This is a genomic window from Streptomyces sp. S4.7 (assembly GCF_010384365.1).
Classification (GTDB): Bacteria; Actinomycetota; Actinomycetes; order Streptomycetales; family Streptomycetaceae; genus Streptomyces.
The window spans coordinates 3364018-3387513 of record NZ_CP048397.1 but is presented as its reverse complement, the minus strand read 5'-3'; the positions used below and the strand labels follow the sequence as shown (position 1 = coordinate 3387513).

General features: G+C 71.7%; 25 protein-coding genes and 1 pseudogene. 12 read left to right on the top strand and 14 right to left on the bottom strand.

All coding sequences use genetic code 11. The annotated features are described in order from the left end of the window. The first annotated feature begins 9 nt into the window (after positions 1 to 9). Positions 10 to 1548, top strand: coding sequence for a carboxylesterase family protein (locus SSPS47_RS14835; protein WP_164251539.1), 1539 nt, complete (start codon positions 10 to 12; stop codon positions 1546 to 1548). 61 nt (positions 1549 to 1609) lie between these two features. Continuing rightward, on the top strand, positions 1610 to 2143 hold the full coding sequence (locus SSPS47_RS14830) for a GNAT family N-acetyltransferase (RefSeq protein ID WP_164251538.1): 534 nt from the start codon (positions 1610 to 1612) through the stop codon (positions 2141 to 2143). On the opposite strand, the gene SSPS47_RS14825 is transcribed toward SSPS47_RS14830, so the two are convergent. The 4 genes from SSPS47_RS14825 to SSPS47_RS14810 form a co-directional block, all read right to left on the bottom strand. Next, positions 2124 to 2303 carry a hypothetical protein gene (locus tag SSPS47_RS14825; protein ID WP_343234884.1) on the bottom strand — a complete coding sequence of 60 codons (180 nt, stop codon included), beginning with the start codon at positions 2301 to 2303 and terminating at the stop codon, positions 2124 to 2126. The two genes, SSPS47_RS14830 and SSPS47_RS14825, sit on opposite strands and share 20 nt — an antisense overlap. A gap of 100 nt (positions 2304 to 2403) precedes the next feature. Next, positions 2404 to 3048: a dihydrofolate reductase family protein gene (locus tag SSPS47_RS14820; protein WP_164251537.1), complete on the bottom strand. Its 645-nt coding sequence runs from the start codon at positions 3046 to 3048 to the stop codon at positions 2404 to 2406. Positions 3049 to 3157: 109 nt separating this feature from the next. After that, the gene (locus SSPS47_RS14815; RefSeq protein WP_164254590.1) at positions 3158 to 4063 is read right to left on the bottom strand and encodes an aminoglycoside phosphotransferase family protein; all 906 of its coding nucleotides are present in this window, start codon (positions 4061 to 4063) and stop codon (positions 3158 to 3160) included. Then, positions 4063 to 4470, bottom strand: a complete 408-nt coding sequence (locus SSPS47_RS14810; protein WP_203558076.1) for a cytidine deaminase — start codon at positions 4468 to 4470, stop codon at positions 4063 to 4065. Before SSPS47_RS14810 ends, SSPS47_RS14815 begins: the two co-directional genes overlap by 1 nt. Positions 4471 to 4669: 199 nt before the next feature. On the opposite strand from SSPS47_RS14810, the gene SSPS47_RS14805 reads away from it, so the two are divergent. Next, positions 4670 to 5164 carry a GNAT family N-acetyltransferase gene (locus SSPS47_RS14805; RefSeq protein ID WP_147876612.1) on the top strand — a complete coding sequence of 165 codons (495 nt, stop codon included), beginning with the start codon at positions 4670 to 4672 and terminating at the stop codon, positions 5162 to 5164. On the opposite strand, the gene SSPS47_RS14800 is transcribed toward SSPS47_RS14805, so the two are convergent. Both SSPS47_RS14800 and SSPS47_RS14795 read right to left on the bottom strand, forming a co-directional pair. Then, on the bottom strand, positions 5143 to 5913 hold the full coding sequence (locus SSPS47_RS14800; RefSeq protein WP_164251535.1) for a GNAT family N-acetyltransferase: 771 nt from the start codon (positions 5911 to 5913) through the stop codon (positions 5143 to 5145). The genes SSPS47_RS14805 and SSPS47_RS14800 overlap by 22 nt on opposite strands. An 81-nt stretch (positions 5914 to 5994) precedes the next feature. Next, positions 5995 to 6897, bottom strand: coding sequence for a polysaccharide deacetylase family protein (locus SSPS47_RS14795; RefSeq protein WP_239064915.1), 903 nt, complete (start codon positions 6895 to 6897; stop codon positions 5995 to 5997). A gap of 71 nt (positions 6898 to 6968) precedes the next feature. On the opposite strand from SSPS47_RS14795, the gene SSPS47_RS14790 reads away from it, so the two are divergent. Further along, the gene (locus SSPS47_RS14790) at positions 6969 to 8138 is read left to right on the top strand and encodes an epoxide hydrolase family protein (RefSeq protein WP_164251534.1); all 1170 of its coding nucleotides are present in this window, start codon (positions 6969 to 6971) and stop codon (positions 8136 to 8138) included. Positions 8139 to 8175: 37 nt separating this feature from the next. Here SSPS47_RS14790 and SSPS47_RS14785 read toward each other — a convergent pair. Together SSPS47_RS14785 and SSPS47_RS14780 are read right to left on the bottom strand one after the other, a co-directional pair. Then, positions 8176 to 8703, bottom strand: a pseudogene (locus SSPS47_RS14785) (DUF4037 domain-containing protein); the annotation flags it as partial. A gap of 40 nt (positions 8704 to 8743) precedes the next feature. Beyond that, positions 8744 to 9217, bottom strand: a complete 474-nt coding sequence (locus SSPS47_RS14780) for a hypothetical protein (RefSeq protein WP_239064914.1) — start codon at positions 9215 to 9217, stop codon at positions 8744 to 8746. Between the two features lie 136 nt (positions 9218 to 9353). Between SSPS47_RS14780 and SSPS47_RS14775 the strand changes: the two genes are divergently transcribed. Next, positions 9354 to 10298, top strand: coding sequence for a slipin family protein (locus SSPS47_RS14775; RefSeq protein ID WP_164254587.1), 945 nt, complete (start codon positions 9354 to 9356; stop codon positions 10296 to 10298). 68 nt (positions 10299 to 10366) lie between these two features. On the opposite strand, the gene SSPS47_RS14770 is transcribed toward SSPS47_RS14775, so the two are convergent. Both SSPS47_RS14770 and SSPS47_RS14765 read right to left on the bottom strand, forming a co-directional pair. Beyond that, on the bottom strand, positions 10367 to 10969 hold the full coding sequence (locus SSPS47_RS14770; protein WP_164251532.1) for a response regulator transcription factor: 603 nt from the start codon (positions 10967 to 10969) through the stop codon (positions 10367 to 10369). Further along, on the bottom strand, positions 10966 to 12120 hold the full coding sequence (locus SSPS47_RS14765; protein ID WP_164251531.1) for a histidine kinase: 1155 nt from the start codon (positions 12118 to 12120) through the stop codon (positions 10966 to 10968). The genes SSPS47_RS14770 and SSPS47_RS14765 overlap by 4 nt, the downstream gene beginning before the upstream one ends. Before the next feature lie 161 nt (positions 12121 to 12281). Between SSPS47_RS14765 and SSPS47_RS14760 the strand changes: the two genes are divergently transcribed. Further along, on the top strand, positions 12282 to 13166 hold the full coding sequence (locus SSPS47_RS14760; RefSeq protein WP_164251530.1) for an ABC transporter ATP-binding protein: 885 nt from the start codon (positions 12282 to 12284) through the stop codon (positions 13164 to 13166). Between the two features lie 36 nt (positions 13167 to 13202). Continuing rightward, on the top strand, positions 13203 to 13922 hold the full coding sequence (locus SSPS47_RS14755) for an ABC transporter permease (RefSeq protein WP_147876618.1): 720 nt from the start codon (positions 13203 to 13205) through the stop codon (positions 13920 to 13922). 43 nt (positions 13923 to 13965) lie between these two features. On the opposite strand, the gene SSPS47_RS14750 is transcribed toward SSPS47_RS14755, so the two are convergent. Next, entirely contained in the window at positions 13966 to 15021 is a 1056-nt protein-coding gene (locus SSPS47_RS14750; RefSeq protein WP_164251529.1) for a CHAT domain-containing protein, read from the bottom strand. 553 nt (positions 15022 to 15574) lie between these two features. On the opposite strand from SSPS47_RS14750, the gene SSPS47_RS14745 reads away from it, so the two are divergent. From SSPS47_RS14745 to SSPS47_RS14735, 3 genes are all read left to right on the top strand, one after another. Continuing rightward, the gene (locus SSPS47_RS14745; RefSeq protein WP_164251528.1) at positions 15575 to 16060 is read left to right on the top strand and encodes a helix-turn-helix transcriptional regulator; all 486 of its coding nucleotides are present in this window, start codon (positions 15575 to 15577) and stop codon (positions 16058 to 16060) included. Positions 16061 to 16077: 17 nt separating this feature from the next. Beyond that, positions 16078 to 16758, top strand: coding sequence for a hypothetical protein (locus SSPS47_RS14740; protein WP_164251527.1), 681 nt, complete (start codon positions 16078 to 16080; stop codon positions 16756 to 16758). Between the two features lie 97 nt (positions 16759 to 16855). Continuing rightward, positions 16856 to 17200, top strand: a complete 345-nt coding sequence (locus SSPS47_RS14735) for a DUF2516 family protein (RefSeq protein WP_239065269.1) — start codon at positions 16856 to 16858, stop codon at positions 17198 to 17200. A 76-nt stretch (positions 17201 to 17276) separates the two neighbouring features. On the opposite strand, the gene SSPS47_RS14730 is transcribed toward SSPS47_RS14735, so the two are convergent. The 3 genes from SSPS47_RS14730 to SSPS47_RS14720 form a co-directional block, all read right to left on the bottom strand. Beyond that, positions 17277 to 18575 (bottom strand): response regulator, encoded by a 1299-nt coding sequence (locus SSPS47_RS14730; protein WP_164251526.1) that lies wholly within the window; start codon positions 18573 to 18575, stop codon positions 17277 to 17279. 315 nt (positions 18576 to 18890) lie between these two features. Then, positions 18891 to 20039, bottom strand: coding sequence for a C40 family peptidase (locus tag SSPS47_RS14725; protein WP_164251525.1), 1149 nt, complete (start codon positions 20037 to 20039; stop codon positions 18891 to 18893). Positions 20040 to 20239: 200 nt separating this feature from the next. After that, on the bottom strand, positions 20240 to 21091 hold the full coding sequence (locus tag SSPS47_RS14720; RefSeq protein ID WP_164251524.1) for a class I SAM-dependent methyltransferase: 852 nt from the start codon (positions 21089 to 21091) through the stop codon (positions 20240 to 20242). Between the two features lie 267 nt (positions 21092 to 21358). Here SSPS47_RS14720 and mshA point away from each other — a divergent pair, with 267 nt between their 5' ends. Together mshA and SSPS47_RS14710 are read left to right on the top strand one after the other, a co-directional pair. After that, positions 21359 to 22702 carry a D-inositol-3-phosphate glycosyltransferase gene (gene mshA, locus SSPS47_RS14715; protein ID WP_164251523.1) on the top strand — a complete coding sequence of 448 codons (1344 nt, stop codon included), beginning with the start codon at positions 21359 to 21361 and terminating at the stop codon, positions 22700 to 22702. Next, entirely contained in the window at positions 22695 to 23279 is a 585-nt protein-coding gene (locus SSPS47_RS14710; protein ID WP_164251522.1) for a YbjN domain-containing protein, read from the top strand. The genes mshA and SSPS47_RS14710 overlap by 8 nt, the downstream gene beginning before the upstream one ends. Positions 23280 to 23496 lie beyond the last annotated feature (217 nt).

Below are 23496 nucleotides of genomic sequence, written 5' to 3'. Positions count from 1 at the left end.
AGTGCGCGCGTGGATCATCTCTTCTCGACAGCCAACGGGCGGGTGCGAGGCCGCCGGACCGCCCCCGGCGTGGTCGCGGTGCTCGGGATCCCGTACGCCGCACCGCCGTTCGGCCCCGACCGCTTCAAGGCGCCCCGGCCCGCGTCCGCCTGGCAGGGCGTACGGGAGTGCGTCGGCTTCGGACCGATCGCGCCGCAGTCGGCGGAGCTTCCCGGCATGCCGGCGTGGGCACCCGGCGACGAGGACGTGCTGAACCTCAACGTCTGGACGCGTGAGGGAGAGGAAGAGGGCGCTGCCGCGCGGCCCGTGCTCGTCTGGATCCACGGTGGCGCGTACACCTTCGGCGCCTCCGCCCAGCCGGACTTCGACGGTACGGCCCTGGTCCGCGCCGGACTGGTCGTCGTCACCCTCAACTACCGCCTCGGCTTCGAGGGCTTCGGCCATGTCCCCGGCTCGGGCGTCCCCGGTTCGGACCTCCCCGAGAACCGCGGTCTGCTCGACCAGATCGCCGCCCTGGAGTGGGTGCGCGACAACATCACGGCCTTCGGCGGCGACCCGGCCAACGTCACCGTCGCCGGGCAGTCGGCGGGGGCGTCGTCCGTCGCCTGTCTGACGGTGATGGACCGGGCGCGCGGGCTGTTCCGCCGCGCCGTCGCCCACAGCCTGGTCGGCCCGGCCTACCCGCCCCGGCTGGCCGCCGAGACCACGCGCCACGTGGCCGCCGCCGCGGGAGTCCCGGCCACCGCCGAGGCGCTGGCGACGGCGTCCCCGTACGACCTGGTCCGCGCCTCCGACCAGGTCGTCGCCGACTTCCGCGCCGACCCGGCGGCCGGGGCACGCCACTACGACCCGGTGCTGTACGGCCCGGTCGCGGACGGGGACCTGCTGCCCGCCGACCCTCTCGCCGTCGACCCGGCGGACCGCGCGGATGTCGACCTGCTGGTCTGCCACACGACCGAGGAGTACTGGTTGCTGGACGCGGTCGGCAGCAGCAAGCGGATCACGACGGACCGTCAACTGGACCAGTTCGCCGAGGACTTCGGGCTGCCCGGTGATCTCGTACCGGCGTACCGGGCGCTGCGGCCCGACGCGCCGGTGCTCGACCTGTACCTCGCGATTTACGGCGACATGTCCTTCGCCGAGTACAGCAGCCGGTTCGCCGAGCGCCACGCCGCCGCCTCGGGCGGCACCGGCCGGACGTATCTGTCGCGCTTCGCCAGACGGCGCGTCACGGAGAGCGGAGTCGTACGGCCCTGGCACTGCGCCGACGTCCCCTTCGCCTTCGGCACCGTCGCCGACCCCGGACTCGCCTTCCTCATCGGCGGTCCCCCTCTCCCCCAGGACCACGAGCTGTCGCACCGCATGGTGCGGGCGTGGGCGGACTTCGCCGCGACCGGGGATCCGGGCTGGCAGCCGCTGGACCCGGACGGCGGGCCGGAGCACGTACGGATCTGGGACACGGGGACCGGGGCGGCGGCCGACGGAGGTCTGTACGGCGCCTTCCGCGCCGCATGGCGCGCCGCCGACTACGCACACGTCCACTCCTGACGGGGGTCCGACGGGGGTCTGACGGGCCGGACCGGCCGGACCGGCCTGACAGGATGGGCACATGACCGAGATCCGCACCCCCCGCCTCCTCCTCCGCCGCTGGACCGACGACGACCTCGCCCCCATGGCCGAGATCAACTCGGACCCGGAGGTCATGCGCTGGATCGGCGACGGCTCGGTCCGCGACCTCGACGAGACCGCCGAGGACATCGAGTGCTGGGAGGAGGAGTGGGACGAGGAGGGCTTCGGGCTCTTCGCGGTCGAGCTGCTCGCCTCCGGCGAACTCATCGGCTCCGTCGGCCTCTCCGTGGCCGGCGAACTGCCCGAGGTGCTGCCCGACGTGGAGATCAGCTGGCGGCTCGGCACCCCGTTCTGGGGCCAGGGTTACGCCTCCGAGGCCGCCCAGGCGGTGCTGGAGTTCGCCCTCCAGGACCGGGGCCTCGACCGTGTCGTCGCCGTGAACCGGCTCGGCGACGAGCAGTCCGAGAACGTGCTGCGCAAGCTGGACCTGGTCCTCGACCGTGAGACGAAGCACCCCGAGCACGGCCACGCGCTGAACATCTACTCCATCGACCTCACCGAGTACGAGGCCTGAGCACCGCGAACGCCACCACGAACGCGGCCACCAGCAGCCCGGCCCCGACGCCGAACGCGAGGTGGTAGCCGCCGGTCAGCGCCTCGGCCTCGCTCTCGCCGCTCGCCAGCATGCGCTCGCTGCGCGAGGCCGCCGGTGTCGACAGGACGGCGACCCCCACCGCCTGGCGGTCATGCTCACCAGCGCAACAATTCGGTCCGTCGCGGATTATCCGGAAGAGGATCTGATAATTGCCCGGCCCGCCGCGCGGCGGGCGAGTGCTACCTCCGCCAGAACAGATGGTGCGCGACGCCGCTCGCGCTGGGTACGACCTCCAGATGGAACCGGTCGAGCAGGTCGTCGGGTGAGTCCCAGAGACGGAGACCGGAGCCGACTTCCACCGGTGCGACCGCCACGTGCATCGTGTCGACGAGGTCGGCGGCGAGGAACTCCCGGATGGTGGTGACCCCGCCACCGAGCCGGACGTCCTTGCCCTGCGCCGCCTCCCGCGCCTGTTCGAGGACCGTGACCGGGTCGCCGTCGACGAAGTGGAACGTGGTGTCGGAGAGCGTGATCGAAGGACGCTCGTGGTGGGTCAGGACGAACACCGGGGTGTGGAACGGGGGCTCGTCACCCCACCAGCCGCGCCAGTCGTGGTCCTGCCAGGGCCCGCGCTGGGGGCCGAACTTGTTGCGGCCCATGATCTCGGCGCCGATGTTGCGTGCGAAGTCCCGCGTGAAGTAGTCGTCGAGGCCGCGGCTGCCGCCGGGGGCGGTCCGCATGGGCCAGCTCGCCGTGGCGCCGGCCCAGGCGAACAGCCTCCCGGGATCGACGTGGCCGAACGGCCTGTCGAGGGTCTGGTGCTCACCGGCACCGATTCCGTCACGCGAGACGCTGAAGTTCATGACTTTCAGCAGCTGATCCATGGGTTCTCCTCGTCCGGTCCTGTCCACGTGTGGCGAAGCGCCCCACATCAGGACGTCGAACGGGACATGGCCGGATCGACAGCGGCCGGCGGCTTTCTTTCCGGCATTCCTACCGCGCCGCCGCCGCGTGATCCGTCAGAACCCCCGTGATCACGTGCCGCGCGTTCACCGCGAGTACCGGGTTCGTGTGGAGGTAGTACGGGAGCTGGATCAGCGCCATCGAAAGCGCCCAGCCGCGGCCCCGCGCCCACGTCGCGTCGTCCGCGGCCAGGGCAGCGCGGAAGCCGTCCCGTACACCGGCCGGGAGCAGGTTCCACGCGGGGATCAGGTCGGACGCGGGTTCGCCCACTCCCATCGTGCCGAAGTCGATGACGCCGCCGAGCCGTCCCCTCCCGGCACTGTCCAGCAGGAGATTCCCCGGCATCAGATCGGAGTGGACCCACACGGGCGGCCCGTCCCACCCCGGCGCCCGCAGGGAGACCTCCCACGCCGCGGCCGCCGCTTCGGTGTCGATGACGCCGCCCAGTGCGCGGAGCCGTCCGAGGGCGTCGCGCGTCTCGTCGTCCTGCGCGGACAGCGGCCCGCCCCGGTAGGCGGGCGGCCCGTCCGTGGGGTCGATCCGGCGCAGCGCCATGACGAGGCCGGCCAGGTCCGCCGCCATGAGCGCGGGTCGGGTCAGTTGCCCGGCCTCCGGGTTCGCGCCGTCGAGCCAGCGGTAGACCGACCACGGCCAGGGATAGCCCTCGGCCGGTGTGCCCGCGCCGAGGACGGCGGGGACGGGCACCGGCAGGTGCGGGGCGAGCCACGGCAGCCAGCGCAGCTCCTTCGCCAGGTCCTCGACGCCGCCCTCGATACGGGGGAGCCGTACGGCCATGTCGTCGCCGAGCCGGTACACGGCGTTGACGGTGCCGCCGGACGGGAAGGGCGTGACGGGCAGCCCGGCCCACTGCGGGAACTGCGCGGCCAGCAGCCGGCGTACGAGCGTGACGTCGGTCGGGACCTCGTCGGCGTGCATCATGCGAGGTCCCCGGGGCCGGCGGGATTCGCCGGGTCCCCGGCGTCCGGCCCCCGCTCGTACGCGTACGGCAGCAACTCCCGTACCGGCACGGCCCGCAGGCCGTCCTCCGTCCCCACGACGACCTCGATCCGCGGGAAGTAGTCCAGCAGCACCTGCCGGCAGCGCCCGCACGGCGGCAGCACCCCCCTGCCCTCGTCCCCGACGGCGACGACGGTCCTCAGGTCGTACGCGCCGACGGCCGCCGCCGCACCGATCGTCACCAGCTCGGCGCAGGGGCCGCCGGTGAAGTGGTACACGTTCAGACCGGTGATGATCCGGCCGTCCCGGTCACGGGCCGCGCAGGCCACGGTGTGGTCGTCGCCCCTGGCATGGGCCACGACGAGCCGGGTCGCCGCTCCGACCAGTTCGGCGAGGTCATGATCGAAGTCATCGAGGTCGTGGTCGAGGTCAGCAGTCACGCGACGGAACGGTACTCGCGGGCGATCGGCGGTCACAGCGAATACGGCGCCGGGCGCCCCCGTACCACCCGGCGCGCGCCCCTGACGTGCGCCGCAGGCGAAAATCCCGAGCCATGACCCGGCAGCCGCCGGGTAGCGTGCGTATATGCCCGAACTGCAACTGCTCCGACTCGATCACGCTCCGGCACTGCTCGCATTCGAGCAGGAGAACCGGGCCTACTTCGCCGCGTCGATCTCCGACCGCGGGGATTCCTACTTCACCGATTTCGCCGCCCGGCACGGCGATCTGCTCACCGAGCAGGGCGCCGGTCTGCACTACTTCCATGTGCTGGTCAGCGGCGACGGCAGTACGACGGACGAGGTGATCGGGCGCTTCAATCTCCTCGACGTGGCCGACGGGTCGGCCGAGCTGGGTTACCGGATGGCGGAGAAGGCGGCGGGCAAGGGTCTTGCGACGGACGCCGTCCGCTCGGTCTGCGTGCTGGCCGCCGAGACGTACGGGCTGACCTCGCTGCGCGCGATGACGACGCACGACAATCTCGCCTCGCGCGCGGTGCTGAACCGTACGGGATTCGTGGCCACCGGCGAGACCGAGGTCGGCGGCCGCCCCGCCACGACCTATATCCGCACGCTGAGCTGAGCGCCCAGCTCCCGGAAACCGAGGGCCGTGGCCACCCTCCGCGACGGATACGGCCGGGCCCGCCACTGCGGCAGCAGACCGGCGTCGAGCGCGTGCGACACCGCCGCCGACGCCACGATCCCCGCCAGCCGCCGGCCCCGCCGGTGCGGGGCGACCAGGACGCACACATGGGCGACCGAGCGCGGCCAGGTCACATAACCGGCCGCCGACACCACGTCCCCGGGACGATTCCCCGCACCGTCGCCGTCCTCGGCCGCACTGCCGCCCGCGGCCTCGCGGAGCAGGAACGCGGGTGAGGTGATCTCGTCCAGACCGCTCTCGTCCGCGTCCCCCTTCCCGGCCCCCGCCAGCAGCGCGGTCAGCGCGGGGTCGCCGGGCGCCGCCCGCTCGACGGTCGTACCGGCCCCCTCGGGAAGCGCGGGCACGAACGCGTCCCGGTCCAGGTAGGAGAGCGTGGCGGGCCCCAGCACGTCGAGCACCGGCGCTCCCGTACCGCTCAGGGCCACGCCGAGCCGGACCGGGTCGACCAGCTCCGCGGACGCCAGCTCCCGTACCGCGGCCCTCAGCGCCTCGGCGCCCCGCGCGTGTGGAGCGGTGACCACGGCGGCGTCGCCGATCCGTACGATCCCGGCCCATCCCGGCGGGCAGAGCCGTGAGCCGGGCGCGGTCACAACGGCGGTGGGAGAGGTGAACTCGACCGGGACACCGGCGAGTTCACTCCACAGCGCGCGGGCGTGGTCCAAGTCCATACCGTGACGGTAGGGCGGAACGCGGCCGCGGCGCGACCGACTTCTCCGCGCTTCAGCCCTGCGCGCCCGACCTCCCAGCAGCTACCCCCGCGCGGTCCGCTCTGCCTCCCCGACCGTCCGCGCGTAGTGCTCGGCGATCTCGTCGCTCGTCGTCAGCCAGACGCCGGGGTGGTTCGCGATGTGCTCCAGCGCCTGGTCCAGGTACTTGTGCCGGAACGGCTGGCCGATGACGAACGGGTGCAGCACCAGTGACATCACCCGGCCGCTGTCCGCCGAGTCCTCGTGGAGCTGATCAAGTTGGTCCTTGACGATCCGCACGAAGTCGGGCCCGCCGAGGCTCTTGCCGACGAACAGACTGATGTCGTTGACCTCGATGGAGTACGGGACGCTCAGCATGCCGGGTACGTCGAGCCGGTACGGCTGGTCGTCGTTCGACCAGTCCAGTACGTACTCCAGACCCAGCTCGGCGAGCAGCTCCGGAGTCCGGAAGGTCTCGGTGAGCGCCGGCCCCAGCCAGCCGCGCGGGCGCCGGCCGGTGTCCCTCTCGATGGTGTCGACCACCTCGGTCAGATAGGCGCGTTCCTCGTCCCGCGTCATGTCGGCCTGGAAGATGGAGTTGTTCCTGCCGTGCGCGATCCACGCCCAGTCGCGGTCGCGGCCCGCGCGGACGATCTGCGGATAGCGGCTGCCGACATCGGAGTTGAGCATCACGCTCGCGCGGACACGGTGCCGGTCGAGGCTGTCGACGAGCCGCCAGATGCCGACCCGGGGTCCGTAGTCGCGCCAGCCGTAGTTCAGCGGGTCCGGCGCCAGGGAGGCGGTGCCCGCGAAGATGCTCGTGGAGGGGCGGTCGACCTGGTAGTGCTCGACGTTGAGCCCCACGTAGAAGGCGACGCGGGCACCGCCCGGCCAGTGGATGGGGGGACGTTCGGTGATCGGGCTGTAGCCGAAGAGCTGGTTGTCCATGGCCACAGGCTCAGACATTGACATCAGTGTGAGGGTCAAGACGGAAATGGGTGGGGTCGCCTGGGCTGCCGGAATTACGATGCGCCGCTATGAGCCCCACCCGTATCGAGCCGTTCCGTATCGACATCCCGCAGAGCGAGCTGGACGATCTCCACGACCGTCTCGACCGCACCCGCTGGCCCGACGAACTGCCGGGGGCGGGCTGGGCGTACGGTGTCCCGCTCGGTCATCTCCGGGCGCTGGCACACCACTGGCGGCACACGTACGACTGGCGGGCGGCCGAGGCCGAGCTGAACCGGTGGCCGCAGTTCACCACCACCATCGACGGGGCGACCGTCCACTTCGCCCACATCAGGTCCCCCGAGGCGGACGCGACGCCGCTGATCATGACGCACGGCTGGCCCGGCTCGATCGTCGAGTTCACCGATGTGGCGGGCCCGCTCACCGACCCCCGCGCGCACGGCGGCGACCCCGCCGACGCGTTCCACCTGGTGCTGCCGAGCATCCCCGGCTTCGGTCTCTCCGGGCCCACGCGGGAGAAGGGCTGGGAGTACGAGCGGGTGGCGGCGGCGTTCGCGGAGCTGATGGCCCGCCTGGGGTACGAGCGGTACGGCACGCAGGGCGGCGACTGGGGAGCGGCGATCTCCCGCGAACTGGGCCGCATCCGGCCGGACGAGGTCGTCGGCGTACATCTGAACCTGCTGCCGGGCGGGGGCGCGGCGCACGAGCCGAGCGCGGCGGAACTGGCCGCGCTGAGCCCGGAGGCGGGCAGACGCGCGGTGGCTTCCTGGGAGCGGGCGCGGGAGTTCGCCCGCGAACGCCAGGGGTACGCCGACATCCAGTCGACGCGCCCGCAGACACTGGCGTACGGCCTCACGGACTCGCCGGTCGGCCAACTGGCCTGGATCACCGAGAAGTTCCACGAGTGGACGGACAGCGCCGACTCGATCGACCGGGACCGGCTGCTCACGAACGTGATGCTGTACTGGCTCACCGGCACGGCGGGCTCGTCCGCCCGCATCTACTACGAGCGGGCGCACGCCGCGTACTGGGGGGCGCCGCCCAAGCCGTCCACGGTCCCGACCGCCCTGGCCGACTTCCCGCGCGACAACTTCATCCCGCTGCGCCATGTCGCCGACCTGACGAACAACATCACGCGGTGGACCTCCTACGACCGCGGCGGCCACTTCCCCGCGATGGAGGTGCCGGAGCTGCTGGTGGGTGACGTACGGGCGTTCTTCCGCTCCCTCCGGAGCTGACGCCACGAGAACGCGGTCGTCAAGGAGAACGTGGTCGTCAAGGAGATCGCGTAACGGTGCGGGCGAGCGCGTCGACCGCCGCGCGCCGGGGCCCGCCGAGTCCGAGGAAGTCCGTGCTGTCCGCCCACTGGTCCACCCCGCCGGTCAGCGGCAGGCCGCGCAGCTCGGGGGCGGTGACGGTCGCCGCGAGGGCCCGGGCGAAGCGTTCGGCGTGCAGCACCTCAAAGGGTCTGCCGTGGTACGGCCTGCGGGCCGGGTCCACCGGGGCCGCGAGCCCCGTCGCGTTCTGGAGCCCGGCCACGTACTCGTACGCGTCGCACAGATGCCGCTCCCGCACCGGGTACCGCGTCGCGGCCAGCACGCCCGCCAGCGACGGCTTGAGAGCGTCGGCGACCGCGAGCCGCCCGAACGCGCTGCCCAGCCACTTGCCGTACGGGGCGTAACTCCGCTCCAGCAGCAGGCACAGCCGCATCAGATCGCGCACCAGCCGTGCCGCGACGACCGCCGACCCGAGATCGTCCCCCACCTCGGCGCACCGGCCGACGAGCGCCTCCTCCTGGGAGATCGGCGGGGCCCGGTCGATCCGGCAGACCGGGCCGGCGTGGTCAGTCAGGTCGGTCCGACAGCGAGGACGCCTCGCCGAAGGCGGCCAGCAGCTGGATCGGCCACTCGGGATCGGCCTGGCCGACGGCGAGCGCCAGCCAGCGCCCGGCGGGTGCCGGCCGCCAGACGCGCATGCTGCCCGCGAGTCCGCACAGGGAGCCCATCGGCTCGGGCACCGCGAGATCGAGAGCAGGGTCGGGGCCGAGGTCCGGGGCGGGGCTGTCGATTCCGAGGTAGGGGGACAGATCGACGGTCTCGGGCTCGCCCCAGCGGCCCGTCAGTGTCGCGGCCAGCGCTTCGAGGGCGGCCTCGATCTCCTGCTCGGCCTCCTCCACGATCTCCTCACCGCGCTCCTCCCAGAAGTCCCGGCTCTCCCGGAGTACGGCCACGTGGTAGCCGGGACCGCTCCAGATGTCCCCCTCGGTCCGTCTCTCCTCCCGCTCGGGGAACGGCAGGGCGTTCAGGCTGTCGATCATTGACAACTGGTCTCGCGTGGAGCGCGCCGGGTTCATGGGCGGAGCCTAGGGGCGACCGGCGACCGGCGATCGACCGTCGCATCATTTCGGGCATATCGTTGTGAGTGGGACCTTCGTCTGGCACCAGGGGGTCATCATGGTCGAGGGACTGGTCATAGGAGTCATAGCCGCCATCTGCGTGTGCGCTGTATTGGCGATGGCGTCCGCCCGGATCGTCAAGCAGTACGAGCGCGGCGTGGTCTTCCGTCTGGGCCGGCTGCGCGAGGGCATCCGAGGGCCCGGATTCACGCTGATCACGCCGTTCGTGGACAGGCTGAGCAAGGTCAACATGCAGATCGTGACGATGCCCGTCCCCGCACAGGACGGCATCACACGTGACAACGTCACCGTGCGCGTCGACGCGGTGATCTATTTCAAGGTGGTCGACGCGGCGGACGCGCTGATCCGGGTCGAGGACTACCGGTTCGCGGTCTCGCAGATGGCGCAGACGTCACTCCGGTCGATCATCGGTAAGAGCGATCTGGACGATCTGCTCTCGAACAGGGAGAAGCTGAACCAGGGGCTGGAGCTGATGATCGACAGCCCGTCCATCGGCTGGGGCGTACAGATCGACCGGGTCGAGATCAAGGACGTGTCGCTGCCGGAGACCATGAAGCGGTCCATGGCACGCCAGGCCGAGGCGGACCGTGAGCGCCGGGCGCGCGTGATCAACGCGGACGCGGAGCTCCAGGCGTCGAAGAAGCTCGCCGAGGCGGCCGGGCAGATGTCCGACCAGCCCGCCGCGCTTCAACTGAGGCTGCTCCAGACCGTGGTGGCCGTCGCGGCCGAGAAGAACTCCACGCTGGTTCTGCCGTTCCCGGTCGAACTGCTCCGCTTCCTGGAGCGCGCCACACCCGCAGAAACGGCCCAGGCCGTCGACGCGGCTTCGGCAGCCCTCCGGTCGGCTCCTCCCACGGACCCCGAGGCGGCGCCGGACAAGCAGACGCCGGAGAAGCAGACGCCCGAGAAGCAGGCGCCGGAGAAGCCGGTGGAGAAGCAGCAGGTCGAGAAGGAGCAGGGACGGGAGACGACGACCGTCTGACTCCGCCGAACTACGCCGATTCCGGCGACCCGCGCCCACGGGCGCGGGCCCGCGCCCGGAGTTCACGCTCACAGCCAGTCGTGTTCCCGCGCGTACCGCGCCGCCTCGTGCCGGGTCCGCGTCTGCGTCTTCTGCATGGCGTGCGAGAGGTAGTTGCGTACGGTCCCTTCCGCCAGATGCAGGCGGTCGGCGATCTCGGCGGCGGAGTACCCCTCACCGGTCGCCCGCAGCACGTCGATCTCCCGGTCGGTGAGCGGGCAGTCGTCGACCACGGCGAGCGCGGAGACGTCCGGGTCGATCCAACGCCTGCCCCCGTGCAGCGTGTTGATGACCGATGTGATGTGCGCGGGCTCCGCCGACTTGCTGACGAAGCCCTGGACTCCGAGTCGCAGGGCCTTGCGGAGCACCCCGGGCCTGGCATGGCGGGTCAGCATGAGGACGACCTGGTCCGGCCGCTCCCGGCGGATCCGCTCGACCGCGCCGAGTCCGTCCACACCGGGCATCTCCAGGTCGATGACGAGCACGTCGGGCCGGTGCCGCAGTGTCTCCCGCACGGCGGATTCGCCGTCGTGTGCCTCGGCGACCACGGTGATCCCGTCTTCGAGGGTCAGCAGCGCCGCGAGCGCCTTGCGGAGAAGCGCCTCGTCGTCGGCGAGCACCACGGTGGTCACCGGTTGTCGTCCTTCCGCGCCGGGCGACGCGGCGTCGCCGCGCCCAGGGGGGAAAACTCGGCGGCCGTGAGGAAGCGCCCGTTCTCCTGCTCCACCGTCAGCTCGCCTCCGCTGTCGCCCACGCGTTCCCTGAGAGCTGCCAGTCCGCCGAGCCGCGGCAGGGGAGCGTGCGGGGCTCCGTCGTTCTCGATGGTGATGCCCGACCGCGAGAGGGTGATCCGCACCCGAGTGGCCTGCGCGTGGCGCAGGATGTTGGTCGTCGTCTCGCGGAGTACCTGGCCGAGCAGCCCGTCGACCCTCTCGTCGACGGCGCCCTCACGGTTGACGCGCACGCGGATGCCCGCGGCTTCGAAGAGATTCTTCGCGTTCTCCAGCTCCACGGACAGATTGAGCCGCCGCTGAGCGTAGGCGAGCTGTTTCGTCTGGGCGATCGTGTCGCTGACCAGGGCGTGCACCTCCCGCAGCTCCTCCTCCACGCGCCCGATGTCGCGCCGCACCAGCTTCTCGGCCAGCGCGATCTTCAGTTTCACCACATGCAGTGTGTGGCCCTGGATGTCGTGCAGATCGCCGGCGAACCGGACACGTTCCCGGTAGACCGCCAGCTCCGCCTCGCGTTCCCGTGCCTCCTCGATGATTTCGTAGAACCGCCGGTTGGCGAACATGAGGCAGGTCGCCACGACGACGACGGCCGTGGGGACGAGGACGTACCGGAGCAGTACGCCGGGAACGTCGTCCGGCGATTCCAGCAGCTCCGCCGCGCCCACGGCGGCGACGAACGCGCCCAGGCCCACGGTCGCCGCAGCCCGGTGGCGCGGCAGCCGGGCGACGAAGAACGGGACCACGATCGTCATGCCGTAGAACGCCCGGTGACTGTCGGCCACCAGCACTCCGAACGGCCACACCGCGGCGGTGACGATCAGGCACGGAACCACGACGCGCGAGGTGTCGCCCGCCGTCCAGCGTTCGAGGACCACCAGGGCCGCCAACACGCCCAGGGCCAGGACGGTGGCCTCCCACCAGTTCCGGGCGTCGGCCGCGACCAGCACCGCCCCGACGACAGCGAGTGGCGGGATGAATACGGTGAGGTTCCACCCGCGCAGCCGGCCCTGCGTCGTCCTGGTGTGTCCCGCGCGCGGGGGGCTGGTTTCCATGTGTGGCTTTCCGGGATGGGACGGCGGAGTCCGCCCAGTATTCTTCCGGCGCCGCGGCCGGCGCCAGTGACGCCGTGTCATGCGTTCACCAACAGGAATGTCATCGCGAGTGATGACAGCACGCACTGCCGGACGGGTCCGATCACGGCTGGAATTGAGGCATGACCTCGACACCAGTCATCGACGTTGAACGTCTGAACCTGAGCTACGGCGACTTCCACGCCGTGAAAGACCTGTCCTTCCAGGTGAGGAAGGGGGAGCTGTACGCGCTGCTCGGCACGAACGGGGCCGGGAAGACCTCGACCCTGGAGACCGTCGAGGGCCACCGCAAGGCCACCTCGGGCACCGTCCGGGTCTTCGGGCACAGCCCGCGCGACCGGCGCGCCGTACGGCCCCGGATGGGCATCATGCTGCAGGAGAGCGGCTTCTCCCCGGATCTGACCGTACGGGAATCGGTCCGGCTGATCGGCAAGCTCTCCCAGCGCACGGACAGGGTCGAACGCGTGCTCAGCATCGTCGACCTCACGCACAAGGCCGACACCCTCGTGTCCCAGCTCTCCGGCGGTGAGAAGCGACGTCTGGACTTCGCCACCGCCGTGTACGGGAGCCCCGAGCTGGTCTTCCTGGACGAGCCGACCACCGGCCTGGACATCCAGTCACGGGACGCCCTGTGGGACGCCGTGGACAAACTGCGCGAGGACGGTTCCACCATCGTGCTCACCACGCACTACCTGGAGGAGGCCCAGCAGCGCGCGGACCGCATCGGGCTCATGCACAAGGGCACCTTTCACCAGGAAGGGACCGTCTCCGAGCTGACGCGGACCCTGCCCGCCGTCATCCGCTTCTCCCTTCCGGCCGCCGCCCCCGCACTCCCGCTGCGGGCCGCGCGCGACAGCGGCGGAAACCTCCTCATCGAGACCTTCGGCCTGCAGAACGACCTGTACGCCCTGCTCGGCTGGGCGCACGCCAACGCGATCGAACTGCGGGAACTCCAGGCCGGGCCGACCCGGCTCGATGACGTCTTCCGCTCCATCGGCAGCGAATAGACCGCTCCCGGAACTTTCCAGAAGAGGACCTTCCCCATGCTCTCCATCGCCCAGAGCGAGCTGACCCAGATCTCCCGGAACCGGCTGGTGCTGCTCAACAGCTTCATCATCCCGGTGGCGGCCTGCGCGTTCTTCGTCTACCGGCACGAGACCTTCGCCGACATGTACAGCCTCGGGTACATCGCGGCGATCGTGATGTTCACCGTCACCGCGTTCGGTCTCTACGCCACCACGGTGACCACTCTCGCCTCACGCCGCCAGAACCTCTTCCTCAAGCGGCTGCGTTCCACCCCGGCGAGCGACGCCGGCATTCTCGCCGGGCTGCTGCTCCCGGTCACCGTCCTCGCGGTGGTCCAGGTGACCGTGATCCTCGCCGTGCTGGCCGCGGTCGCGGGCTCACCGTCCAACGTTCTCCTGCTGGTGGCGGCGGTCGTCTCGACGGTGGCCATGATGCTCGGTCTGGGACTGGCAACGGCGGGAGTGACGAACTCCCCCGAGCACGCCCAGGTGACCACGCTGCCCGTCAGCCTCGGCGCCATCGCCGTCACCACGTGGGTGGGCATCGCCGGCACCGAGGAGATGACCCTGCTCAAGCGGCTGATCCCCGGCGGCTCGGCCACCGAGCTGGCCATCAACGCCTGGAACGGCGGCGTCCCCGTGGCGGACTCCCTGCTTCTGCTGCTGCCCACCCTGGGCTGGGTCGTCGCGGCGGTCCTGCTGGCCTCCCGCTTCTTCCGCTGGGAACCGCGCCGCTGAGGGCGCCGCCCACCGCGCCGCCCCTTGACCACCACCCTGTGCCTCAACTCCCGACGCGCACAGACCCGTTGGCGTACGCTGAGCTACGCGATACGAACAGCGCGTGCGTGGACAGGAGCTGCGTGGACGCGTATCTCCTCGCCGGCAATCTGCTGGCGGCCGTCGCCCTGGACACCACCCTGCGATCTGGCCGGGGCCGCGCCGTACCCGTGTGTGCGCCGCCGGGTTCGTGGCGGTCGGCGCGCTGATGCTGTGCACCGGAAGCGATCCGGCGGTGCTGGGATGCGCGGTGTCGGCACTGGGGGCGGGTGCGCTGCTGCTCGCGAAGCTGACGACGGCCCGCCGCGGTGCGCTCGTCGCCGCGTGGCTGGGCGCCCTGGCACTCCTGGTCGTGCTGAACGTACGGCAGGAGCCGGTTCACCGCGTGGACGACTCCGGCCACCTCGCCGCCGTCCCGCCCGGCCTCCGAGAACTCCGTGTACATCGCCTGCGCGAGCCGGTACACGGCCCGGTCGGGAAGCTGCCACAGCGTCGAGACGACGTGCGAGAACCCGGCGAGCTGGAAGGCGGAGGCGAGATGGATCGCCTCGTCCACATGGCGCGGACCCACCGCGGCCGTCTCACAGGCGGAGAGGTACGCCAGCCGGGAGCCGCGCAGATCCAGCGTGGAGACGTCGGCGACGGTGAGCGCTCCGCGCGCGTGGCCCTGGAGCAGCAGCCCGCTCCGTGACGGTGCGCGGGGGTCGGGGGCCGCGTGGCAGGCGAAGTGCGCCCAGCTGTGCCGGGGCAGTTCCGCCAGGACGCGGTCACGGGTCGCGGCCGCGTCCGTCAGCAGGGTCGTGGCGCCGGGGGCCGCCGCCCGCACCAGTTCCGCCTCCTCGGCGGCGGACGGCAGCGCCGGGGCGTTCGGCGCGGAAGGCACGGAGACCACGAGGCGGCTGCCGCCCGGCACCGTGGCACCGGACTGCGATCGGGCCGCGGCCAGTGCCCGTACGGTCGGTGTGTACGAGGACGCCGCTCTGTCGAGCAGGGCCGGCCCGCCCTCCCGGTGATGGCCGGCCGCGTGCAGCGGCAGCGCCGTGAACATCCCGGTGGGCACCCACCGCGGCCGTCCGGCGTGCCAGCGCCGCGTGGAGGCCGACGCTCTCGGCCCCGAGCCGTACCGCCTCGCCCGCCGCGTCCAGGCCCGCGCAGCTGGGCAGTACGGCCCGGCGGAAGTTGCGCCGGTCCCGGTAGGCCGCGCTGATTCCGGTCCCGGACTCCTCCGTCACGAGCCACCGTCTGCCTCTGACACCCACGGCGGGCGGATGCTCGACGATCAGGCGGGCCGTGACCATGCGGACCTCGGCGGCGCCCGCGATCCGTTCGGTCCTCGTCCTCGTACCGCCGCCCCTGCTCCCAGAGCTCCAGCGCCTTGCGCAGATACCGGTCGACCGCCATCCCCGCCACCCCCTGGCGCGCCGCTCCGCGCACTTGCTGCGACTGATTGATACCCCAGCGTAATGGGGGTGGTGGCGCGGCACGGGGGAGTAGCCGAAATCACCCGGACGCCCGGGGCGCCGCTGTCGGCCTCTCGTGGTGCCGCTTGTTGCGTGGAACACTTTTGCAAGCGGGTGCTTGCAATAGTTAGCAAGAGTGGGCACCCTGGAGCCATGGCATCACTCAACGTCGGCAATCTCGGTGGGTATCTGCGCGAGCAGCGGCGCAACGCGCAGCTGTCGTTGCGGCAGCTCTCCGAGGCGGCCGGGGTGTCCAATCCGTACCTCAGCCAGATCGAACGCGGTCTGCGCAAGCCGAGCGCGGACATCCTGCAGCAGCTCGCCAAGGCGCTGCGGATCTCCGCCGAGACGCTGTACGTGCAGGCCGGGATGCTCGACGAGCGGGAGCGCGAGGAGCTGGAGACGCGTGCCGTCATCCTCGCCGATCCGTCGATCAACGAGCGGCAGAAGCAGGTGCTCCTGCAGATCTACGAGTCCTTCCGCAAGGAGAACGGGCTCGGCACGGAGACTGCGGAGAGTACGGAAGCGACGGCGACCGCGGGACCGGCCGGTAAGGGCGCCGGAACCGGTAGCGGGGACGCCGACGGGGACACGCCCGGTACGGCCGGCGGCGGTGCCGTCACCCCACCCTCACACTGATCCGGAGGACCACAGTCATGGCCATCGCCGATGACCTGCGCAAGACGTTCAGCGACCCGACCCCCCTCTACTTCGCGGCCGGTACGGCGGATCTCGCCGTCGAGCAGGCCAGGAAGGTTCCCGGGCTGATCGAGCAGCTGCGGGCGGAGGCGCCGGGCCGCATCGACGCGGTGCGGAACGCCGACCCCAAGCTCGTCCAGGACAAGGTCGCCTCACAGGCCAGGGAGGCGCAGACGACCGTTCAGTCCAAGGTCACCGAGGTGCTCGGGTCGCTCGACACCGACCTGAAGAAGCTGGGCGAGACCGCTCAGGACCTGGCGCTGCGGAGCGTGGGTGTGGCCGCGGAGTACGCGGTCAGGGCCCGTGAGACGTACGAGAAGGTCGCCGAGCGCGGCGAGCAGTCCGTACGGAGCTGGCGCGGTGACGCCGCGGACGAGATGACGGAGATCGCCATCGCCGTCGAGCCCGGCACCAAGCAGACGGCCAAGCCGGCCGCGGCGAAGCCCGCCCAGGCCAAGCCCGCGACCGCCAGGACCGCCCCCGCCAAGTCCGCGCCCGCGAAGCCCGCGGTCAAGAGCGAGACGAAGGCGGCCAAGCCGGAGGCCAAGGCCACCGGGGTGAAGCCCGCCGCGAGGAAGGCGCCCGCCGCCCGTAAGCCGGCCGCCGCCAAGAAGGCCACGCCGCCCACGGGCAAGTGACAGCTATATCCGCGGACCGGGCACCCCACGGGTGTCCGGTCCGTTGTACGGGTACCTTGTCGGCACATGATTCGGACAGAAACAGGCGGTGGGCAACGTGTTGATGGCCGGCTTCGACGGGCTCGTGGCCATGTTGAGCATTCCGCTGACCGTGTTCGCCTGCTTCGCGCTGGTCGACGCGTTCATCCGGCGTGAGGACGCCTTCCGCGCGGCGGACAAGCAGACCAAGCCGTTCTGGCTGATCATTCTGGGCATCGCGCTCGTGGTGAGCCTGATCTTCCCGCTTCTCTCCTTCCTGCCGATCATCGGGCTCATCGCGGTCATCGTGTACTTCGTCGATGTGCGTCCCGCGATCAGGCAGACCGGTGACGGTGGCGGCCGGGGCCGCAGCGGGGGCTCCAGCAGTGACGGTCCCTACGGGCCGTACAACGGCGGCCGGTGAGCAGGGCCGGTCGAGCGGTACCGGTTGAACGGGTCCTTTGGGCGTTGCCCGTGCACAGGGTGCGGGCGAGCCGGGGTCAGTGACCGAGCGCCGGCGAGGCGTGCGCCTGCCCGGCGGTCCCGGCGGTCACCCGGCCGCGGTCCAGCAGCAGTACGGCCACGTCGTCCGTCAGCTCGCCGCCGTTCAGCTCCCGCACCTGCGCCACCGCGGCCTCCAGCAGCTCCTCGCCGCTCAGGCCCCGCGCCAGCTGCGCGGTGATCATCTCGACCATGCCGTCCTGGCCCAGCCGCTGCTTCGTGCCCGCTCCGACGCGGCCCTCTATCAGCCCGTCCGTGTACATCATCAGGCTCCACGCCTCACCCAGCTCGACCTCGCGGCGCGGCCAGCGGGCGCGCGGGAGCAGGCCGAGCGCGGGGCCGCCCTCGTCGTACGGCAGCAGTTCGGGTGCCCGGCCGGCGCGGACGACCAGCGGCGACGGGTGACCGGCCAGACAGAGCCCCGCCCGCCGGCCGTCCGGCGCGATGTCGACCGTGCAGAGCGTCGCGAAGATCTCCTCGCTCTCCCGCTCGTGCTCCAGCACCTTCTGGAGCGTCGAGAGCAGGATGTCCCCGCTGAGCCCGGCGAAGGTCAGCGCCCGCCAGGCGATACGGAGCTCCACCCCGAGCGCGGCCTCGTCGGGGCCATGGCCGCAGACGTCGCCGATCATCACGTGGACCGTGCCGTCGGGCGTACGGACCGTGTCGTAGAAATCGCCGCCGAGCAGGGCGCGGGAGCGGCCGGGCCGGTATCGGGAGGCGAACCGCAGCTTCGCCCCCTCCAGGAGGGGGGTGGGCAGCAGCCCGCGCTCCAGCCGTGCGTTCTCCTGTGCCCGCAGCCGGGACTCGGTGAGTTGGCGCTGCGCGACGTCCGCGCGCTTGCGTTCGACGGCGTACCGGATGGCGCGGCTCAGCAGCCGGCTGTCGAGCTCGTCGCGGAAGAGGTAGTCCTGCGCGCCCACCCGTACGGCCGCGGCGGCGCGCTCGCTGTCGCCCTCGGCGGCCAGCGCGAGTACGGCGTGGCGGGGCGCGAGCCGCAGCACATGCTTGAGCGGCGCGAGTCCGTCGAGGTCGCCGTCGTCCCGGCCCGACAGGGCGAGGTCCACCAGGACGCAGTGGATGTCGTCGGTGAGCAGCCGCTCGGCCTCGGTGAGGTTGCGCGCGGTGCGGATACGGACCCGGGTGCCGGCGGCGTCGGGGAGTTCCGGTGCGCTGAAGGTGCCCGCGGGGTCGTCCTCGATGACGAGCAGCGTGAGGTCGCCGCCGGAGGTCTCCCGGGCGGGCGCACTCTCGGCTGTCGACCCCGTGCGCTGACGCGGCACAGGTGCAGGTACGGCCATGGGTCTGTGAGTCCTTCCCTCCCCCCGAGGGCGCGGTGCGGCGACGATCGACGCCCCACCGACCGGGACCATAGCGGTAGCCGGCGTCCGAAAGGAATGGCGTAAGGAACGCCGCGCGGAGAAGAACCCGCGTCATATGCCGCTTCCCGCCACGCATCCGGCGCGATTCGCGCGCCGGGCGGCTCGAAACGGCCATGACAAACATCACGTGGGAGCGGAGCCACGAGGGATGTACGGGGCGTTCGCGTCAAAAAAGGGGCACAGGGGGCGCAGGGGATGGGGGGGGGGGCGGCCCGGCGCCGCTGCTGCCGGTCCTTACTTGTCCGGCCTGACGACCCCGAGAATCACCATCGAGCCCGCCCCCGTCAGCGTCACGTGCCGGCCCGGCCGCGGCGCGTGGACTATCGAGCCGTCGCCCACGTACATGCCCACATGGCTCGCGTCGTCGTGGTAGATGATCAGGTCGCCGGGCCGCATGTCGGCCAGGGGGACCCGGGGGAGCAGCCGCCACTGTTCCTGCGAGGTACGCGGAATCACCTTGCCGGCCGCCGACCACGCCTCGGAGGTCAGCCCCGAGCAGTCGAACGACGACGGGCCCTCGGCGCCCCATACGTACGGCTTGCCGACCTGCGCCATCGCGTACTCGATCGCCTTCTTTCCCTGCGCGCTCGCCTTGCCGTCGATGTCCTTGAGCGCGCCCGAACTCAGCCAGGCCGCCTGCGCCTTGGCCGCGTCCTCCTGCTCAAGCATCAGCAGCCGGTCGCGCTCCTCCTTCTCCAGCCCCGCCTCTATCTTCTTGGCGGCCTTGATCTGCCGCTGGATCTCCTTCTTCGCCTTGGCCTGCTTGACCCGGCTGGCTTCGAGCTTGGTCCACTCGGCGCCGGCCTTCTTCGTGTACGCCGTCAAGTCGTCCTGCGCCTCGGTCATCCGGCCGAGGAGGTCCCTGGTCGCCTTCTGGCCCCGCTCGACCCTGTCCGCCCCGTCCAGGAAGAGCTGCGGGTCGTCGGTGAGCATCAGCTGGGCCTCGGGCGGCAGCCCGCCCGCGCGGTACTGGGCGCGGGCCGCGGCGCCCGCCTGGCTCTTGAGTCTGTCGATCCGGACCTGGCCGTTGACGATCTCGCTGGCCAGCCTGACGAGTTCGGCCGACTGGTTGTCGGCGCGCTCCTCGGCGAGGTTGTACGCGTCGGTGGCCGAGGCCGCCCTGCCGTACAGCCCCTCGATCTTCCTGCGCACCGCTTCGAGCTTCGAGTCGTCCGCGGCGGGCGTCCTGCCGTCCGCGCCGGGCGGCAGGGACCGGTCGAACGGCCGGGGCGCGACCGGCGGGTCGCTCGGTGAGGCGGGGGATGCGGGAGACGCTGGGGACGCGGGAGCCGCGTACGCCTGGTTCAGCAACGCCGGTGACGTGAGCACCGACAGAGCGCAGACGACCGTGATCGCGACTCTGACGCAGCGGCGTCTGTTCACAAGCTCCCCCTCCGGACAACCGTCTCGGCGACTGCTCCGCCGACTCTCGCAACTCTCTGAACGTGTAAGGCCGAATACATCTGACTTACTGTCAGTAACTGTTCTCCGCCGACGCGATCGTGCCATGCAGGCCTCCGGAACGACAGAGGGCGTGACGGGCCGTCGGCCGTTCTCCCCCTCAGGGACGAACGGCCCTCCGCTCATGTTCCCTTGGTCGCGTCCCTTTCGTCCGAGCCCGGCGCCAGCGCCGCCCACTCCACCGTCACCTCTCCCTGCCGCCATCTGCTCACGCCGCCGCCCGCCGCCGGGCCTGCCAGCGGCCAGTCCGCCGACAGATCCCGTACGGCCCTGATCCACCGCTGGCGCGCGCCCAGTGAGGCGTACGGGGCGGCAGCCGCCCACGCCCGGTCGAAGTCCCGCAGGAACGCGTGCACCGGTTCGCCCGGCACATTGCGGTGGATCAGCGCCTTCGGCAGCCGCTCGGCCAGATCCGAGGGGCGGTCCAGCGAGCCGAGCCGGGTCGCGAAGGTGACCGTGCGCGGCCCCTCCGCACCGAGGGCGACCCAGACATGGCGCCTGCCGATCTCGTCGCACGTCCCCTCGACCAGCAGCCCGCCGGGTGCCAGGCGGGCCCGGAGGCGGTCCCAGACGGCCGGGACCTCGCTCTCCTCGTACTGCCGCAGGACGTTCGCCGCCCGGATCAGCAGTGGCCGGCGGCCGTCCGGCAGCGGGGTCTCGAAGCCGCCGTGCACGAAGCTGAGCCCGTCCTCCTCGTACGCAAGCGCCCCCGTGACCCGCGCGGGCTCGATCTCGACGCCCACCACCTCGGTGCGCGGCTCGGCGGCCCGCAGCCGCCTCAGCAACTCGACGGCGGTCCAGGGCGCGGCGCCGTACCCGAGGTCGACGGCGACGGGATCGGCCGAGCGGCGCAGCGCGGGGCCGTGTACGGCGGCGATCCAGCGGTCCATGCGGCGCAGCCGGTTCGGGTTGGTCGTGCCGCGCGTGACCGTGCCCACGGGGCGTCGGGGCGATGAGGGCGGGCGCGCGGGCATGCGGACGAGCCTAACGACGCGGCGAAGGGCCTGGCGACGCGGCGAAGGCCTGCCGATGCGGCGCAAGCCGCCCCGCCCGCGCCCGCCGGCAGGGTCCGCGACCGCCGCCGTCGCCCGCCGGGTCCCCGGAACACCCGTCCAGGGTTGAGCACTCAACGGCAATGATTCGGTAAAGCCGGAAATGAAAGAGAGCGTTCCGGCGTTGCCGCGTCCCAGAGGGTCCCCACACCCTCTCCTTGCCATGCTCCGAGCGAGAGGTCCTTCGACGTGAGCCAGTACGTGTCCAGGCTTGCCGGCACCCTGGTGTCACCACCCCGGCTCCGGATCCCCGGCCACCCCCGCAAACCGCGGCGCGTCGCCATGCTCAGCGTGCACACCTCCCCGCTGCACCAGCCGGGGACGGGCGACGCGGGCGGCATGAACGTCTACATCGTCGAGCTGGCCAAGCGGCTGGCGGACATCGACATCGAGGTCGAGATCTTCACGCGCTCGACCACCGGCGGGCTGCCGCCGAGCGTGGAGCTGGCGCCGGGCGTGCTCGTACGGCACGTGGACGCCGGTCCGTACGAAGGACTGGCCAAGGAGGAGCTGCCCGCGCAGCTGTGCGCGTTCACGCACGGTGTGATGCAGGCGTGGGCCGGCCAGCGCCCCGGCTACTACGACCTCGTCCACTCCCACTACTGGCTCTCCGGCCATGTCGGCTGGCTCGCCGCCGAGCGCTGGGGCGCGCCCCTCGTACACGCCATGCACACCATGGCCAAGGTCAAGAACGCCGCGCTCGCCGAGGGCGACACACCCGAGCCCCCGGCCCGGGTCATCGGCGAGACACAGATCGTGCGCGCCGCGGACCGGCTGATCGCGAACACTGCCGAGGAGGCCGACGAACTCGTCCGCTTCTACGAATCGGATCCCGGAAAGGTCGCGGTCGTCCACCCCGGTGTGAACCTCGACCTCTTCACTCCCGCCGACGGCCGCGCGGCGGCGCGCGCCCGGCTCGGGCTGCCGCAGGACGCGTTCGTCCCGCTCTTCGCCGGCCGGATCCAGCCGCTCAAGGCACCCGACGTCCTGCTGCGGGCCGTCGCCGTCCTGCTGGACCGTGACCCCTCCCTCCGTAGGAGGCTGGTCGTCCCGGTCGTGGGCGGCCCGAGCGGCAGCGGTCTCTCGAAGCCGGAGGGGCTGCACAAGCTCGCGGCCCGGCTCGGTATCGCCGATGTCGTACGGTTCCGTCCGCCGGTCGGCCAGGAAGGGCTCGCCGACTGGTTCCGTGCGGCGTCCGTGCTGGTCATGCCTTCGTACAGCGAGTCCTTCGGACTGGTCGCCATCGAGGCGCAGGCGGCGGGCACGCCGGTGGTCGCGGCCGCCGTGGGAGGTCTGCCGGTGGCGGTGCGCAACGGCCAGACCGGCTTCCTGATACCCGGCCACGAGCCGGAGGCGTACGCCCAGGCGCTCGCCCGCTTCGTCGACCGGCCCGAACTCGTGGACCGGATGGGGCTGGCGGCCTCGCGGCACGCGCAGTCCTTCGGCTGGGACACGGCGGCCTCGGCGACGGCGGACGTCTACACGGCCGCCGTACATGATCACCGCGGTCGCGTACGCTCGCACCATGGCTGACGAAGCGCGAGCCGACGCGAACGGAAGCACGACCGCCGCCGGGACGGTCCCCGCCGGGACGGTCCACGCCACCGGCCTGGTCGAACGGGCCCTGAAATCCGCCGCCCACGACTCCGGGCTGAAGTGGGAGACCCCCGAGCCCGGCACGTTCGTGGTCACGCTGCCCGGCACCCGCAAGCTCTCCACGACCTGCTCCCTGCGGGTCGGCAGGCACTCCCTCTCCGTCAACGCCTTCGTCATCCGGCACCCGGACGCGAACCAGGAAGGCGTCCACCGCTGGCTGCTGGAGCGCAACCTCAAGCTGTACGGGGTGGCGTACGCGGTCGACCGGCTCGGCGACATCTACCTCTCCGGCAAGCTGCCGCTCTCCGCCGTCGGCGAGGACGAGGTGGACCGGCTGCTCGGCTCCGTGCTCGAAGAGGCCGACGGCTCCTTCAACACGCTGCTGGAACTGGGGTTCGCGGACGCGATCCGCAAGGAGTACGCGTGGCGGATCTCCCGTGGCGAGTCCACGCGGAACCTCGACGCCTTCGCGCATCTGACGCGACAGCCGGACGAGACCCCGCCGACCGGCTGAAGTCGCCCCAGAACCGCGCACATTCGGCCCTCCCGGGGCGGCACGCCGCGACGAGTTCGGGCTGTACGTGCCGACCACCGCACCCCCGCACCCCCGCACCACCCGCTTCCGCGGACAGGCCGGCCGGGTCGGCCGGGTCGGCGGTGCCAAGGCCCGCCACCGGTCCGGCGCTCCGACCCGGTGGCGGGCCGCGTCCGGCGCCCCCCGCGTGGACACC